This window comes from Candidatus Zixiibacteriota bacterium (assembly GCA_040753495.1).
Taxonomy (GTDB): domain Bacteria; phylum Zixibacteria; class MSB-5A5; order GN15; family PGXB01; genus DYGG01.
Map to the genome: position 1 here is coordinate 1 of JBFMEF010000068.1, position 3,531 is coordinate 3,531.

Consider the following 3,531-nt stretch of genomic DNA (forward strand, 5'->3'; position numbering starts at 1 on the left):
CTGCAACCTCAGATAGCCCTATTGTGTCTTACGTTCAGATGCCGATAGACCGCGACCAGTTCTGGAAAATGCTCGAACCGTTGCACCCGCAGGCGGAAAGTTTCTGCCGCAAGCTTACCGGCAACCGGCTCGACGGCGATGATCTTTATCAGGAAGCCGTTTTGTGCGCCCTGACACATAGCGACTCTTTGCGGAAGGAAGAGGCTTTCAAGCCGTGGCTTTACCGAATCATCCTCAACCGTTTCAGGAATCGCGCCCGACGGGAATGGTGGCGCCGCCATCTTCGCCTGAGCGACCTGAGACCGGATGAGGAACCGTCGCGCGACCCGACCTCAGGTCTCGATTCAAAGCGGTATCTGGAACTGGCAATGGCGCATCTTAAGACCAAAGAGCGGGCGCTGGTGACCCTGTTCGAGCTGGAAGGATGGTCCTTGCGGGAGGTCGCCTCGCTTCTGGATGAGCCGGAAGGTACCATCAAAGCCCGCCTGAGTCGCGCCCGCGCCAGGATGCGGAAGGCTCTTATGAGTCATCTGACGCGGAAATCGGAACAGAAACGAACGGAGGAACGATATGAATTGCCGGAAAGCACGGCATCTTCTGAGTGAAATCCGCCACTGGGGGACGGATGCCACTAATCTGGAACTGGTCAGGCATCTGAAATCCTGCCGTTCCTGCGCTGAGGTGGCTGCCGCCGATGGGCTGCTGGCGAAGATTCTTCGGCACGCCCGCGAATCTGAAATTCAGAATAATACCCCATTCCAAACATTCCGGGCGAAAATCGAATCGACCCGGAATACTTTGTCAAAGGAGAGTTTTATCATGGCTACCATAAAATCGCAATTTTCTCGCCGCCCGAAACTCGCTTTGGTTACCGGGATTGTGGCGCTTTTGCTTCTTTTTGTAACCCTTGTACCACTGCCGTACTCAAGAACCATCGGTTACGAATTGGTCTATAACGGACTTAGTCCGGCGGCTATGGCAAAGGCGGCAAATCTCGAGGACGCCCTGGCGGCGGTTGGATATGGCAATCTCGCCTTGAAAGCAAATGACAACGGCACCACTGTGTCGTATCTCCCCACCCGCCAGGCGGCGCGGGAAGTAGCCTTGGTCATCTCAACCGTTACCGGAGTCAAGATAACGCCGGAAATTGTGGAAGTGATAAAAAAGGCTTCCGGCTCGCTCTCCGCCCAGGCATTGGAGCAGAAGCGCAAGATTGAGATTGACGCCGAAGGGAAGAGTGACGCCGAAATCGAAGCCGATATTATCCGGAAACTGGCTGAAGCCGGCTATCCCGGTTCGCAGGTCAAAGTGACCACCAACTCTGATGGCCAGAGGCGGATTGATGTCCAGATGCAAAAGCAAGATGCCTCCGGAGAAAAGCAGGAGCAACTGGAGCTGAAAGTTAAGGATGACAGCGGTAAAGTCGGACTGGACATTCCCATTGAGCTTGAAATCGACGCTGAAGGGAAGACCGACGCCGAAATCGAGGCGGAGATTCGCGCCAAACTGGCCGCGCAGGGGATTTCAAATCCAGAGGTGACCATTACCACCGGTCCCGATGGGAAACGTCAGGTCGAAGTAAAAGCGGAGAAACTGGAAACGAAGTAGTTTTTATTAGGACGGGTTGCGATGAAACTCTATAATCATTGCGACCCGTTTTTAATAGATATATTGGAGGTTCACGCCGTTATGAGAAATCGTCGACGTCTATTTCCGGCTGTAATGATATCCATCTTTTCATCTCTATTTGCGCTCTTGCCGCTTTTCGCTCATGATGAGGAAGTGACCAGCCAACTGCGGCAGTCCCCCTCCGGAGAGCGAGCGCTGGCATATTTCGAGGCTTTCAACAGCGGTGATGCCGAAAGAATGCGCGCTTATTTTCTGGAGAATCTGTGCGAAACCAGTTTGAAACAACGGTCAGTCGAGGAGCGGCTGGCAGTTTTTCAGCAGTTGAAAGCGGACCTGGGAAGAGTCGAAATTCGACGAATGGAAAAGAAAGCCATTGATAATGTCATACTCTACGGGCAGTCTCAGAAAGGGGAATGGCTTCAGTACGACTTCAAATTCGAACCGGGCCCGCCGCATAAGTTGCTGACTCTGCGGGTCGATATGACTGACGAGCCGACCGAGGAACCGCTTACCCCGCTGAGAGGCGCTGAGGCGCTGGCGATCATCCAGCATTACCTTGACAGCCTCGCTCAAACCGGAGAATTTTCCGGCGCCGTGCTTATTGCCAATGGAGAAGACAAAATATTCAGGCAGGCTTACGGCCTTTCCAGCCGGGAGTTTGTCGTCCCAAATCGTATCGATACCAGATTCAACCTCGGTTCCATTAACAAGATCTTCACCAAAATCGCCATTGCTCAGTTGATTCAGAAGGGAAAATTGTCATTTGACACCAGACTGGGAGAGATTTTTCCTGATTACCCCAATAAGGATGCCCGGGAAAAAGTGACCGTGCGGCATCTGCTGAACATGACCTCCGGCATCGGCGATTTTTTTAATGAGCGATTTGATGCCCTCCCCAAGAACCGTCTCCGCTCAAATAATGACTATCTGCCGTTGTTTGCCGATATGCCGCTTCTCTTCGAACCGGGGACGCAGCGAAGATACTCCAACGGCGGGTATGTGGTGCTGGGGGCTATTGTTGAAAAAGTGTCGGGAACTGATTACTATGATTATATCCGTGAGAATATTTACAAACCGGCCGGGATGGAAAGTACCGATTCATATCAGGCTGACATGATCAATCTGAATCTCGCCACTGGCTATACCGGCGAGGCGATGACTGACAACAACGGTGCGCTTAGAAACAATTTTTATACCCGTCCGGCGCGGGGAAGCGCCGCCGGAGGGGGATATTCCAATGTCGAGGACCTGCTTCGATTCGTGCGCGCCCTTTCGCAGGGGAATTTGCTCGATGCCCGCTTCACCAACTGGGTGGTCACCAATGAACTTCCCGAGCCGCAGAATGCCCCGTCGCTGCCGTTAAAGCAGGGGACGCTCGGCATCGCCGGCGGCGCCCCCGGTATCAACGCTATGGTCGAGGCCGATTTTTCTTCCGGGCTGGTAGTGATAGTGATGGCGAATCTCGACCCGCCGAAGGCTGAGAATGTCGCCCGCCGGGTGCGACAGCTGATGGCGCGAGTTAAGTCTTGACCTCAGGGCGGATAAGGACTTATTTTCAAAAATCAATTTCTCGTGAAACAGCTCTATTCCGGGAATTCTGGATGATGAGAGAAAAATCGCTCCGCGAGTATCTTTATAATCTGGAGTCTCATCTTTTTGAGCCGGCAGTCAGGCATAATCGAAGCGAACTAAGTCGGCTCCTGGCTGATGATTTTGTGGAATTCGGAAGCGGGGGAGAAAAATTCGATAAGCAGGCGATAATTGATGCTCTGGCGGGCGAGGGGTCTATACAGATTTCCATGTCCGGCTTTGAGATGAGGCTTCTCTCGCCTGAGGTTGCGCTGGTTACATATCGGGCGTCGATTGTCCGCGACAATCAACCGGCGCGGGATTCCCTCCGAT

Annotated in this window: 4 protein-coding genes; all 4 read left to right on the plus strand. The window is 53.2% G+C overall.

Annotation, left to right across the window (positions count from 1 at the left end; all coding sequences use genetic code 11):
* Positions 1–605: RNA polymerase sigma factor (locus AB1690_04545; GenBank protein MEW6014572.1), on the plus strand; the 605-nt coding region annotated here is incomplete at its 5' end.
* Positions 571–1,608: a hypothetical protein gene (locus tag AB1690_04550; protein ID MEW6014573.1), complete on the plus strand. Its 1,038-nt coding sequence runs from the start codon at positions 571–573 to the stop codon at positions 1,606–1,608. The genes AB1690_04545 and AB1690_04550, both read left to right, overlap by 35 nt.
* An 81-nt stretch (positions 1,609–1,689) precedes the next feature.
* Positions 1,690–3,159: a serine hydrolase domain-containing protein gene (locus tag AB1690_04555; GenBank protein MEW6014574.1), complete on the plus strand. Its 1,470-nt coding sequence runs from the start codon at positions 1,690–1,692 to the stop codon at positions 3,157–3,159.
* Between the two features lie 71 nt (positions 3,160–3,230).
* Positions 3,231–3,531, plus strand: a 301-nt coding sequence (locus AB1690_04560; GenBank protein ID MEW6014575.1) for a nuclear transport factor 2 family protein, incomplete at its 3' end; no start/stop codon positions are given.

Bases quoted from the DNA above. Each gene is read 5' to 3' on its own strand.
- AB1690_04555 (MEW6014574.1), top strand. From the start codon at position 1,690: ATGAGAAATCGTCGACGTCTATTTCCGGCTGTAATGATATCCATCTTT.
- AB1690_04550 (MEW6014573.1), top strand. From the start codon at position 571: ATGAATTGCCGGAAAGCACGGCATCTTCTGAGTGAAATCCGCCACTGG.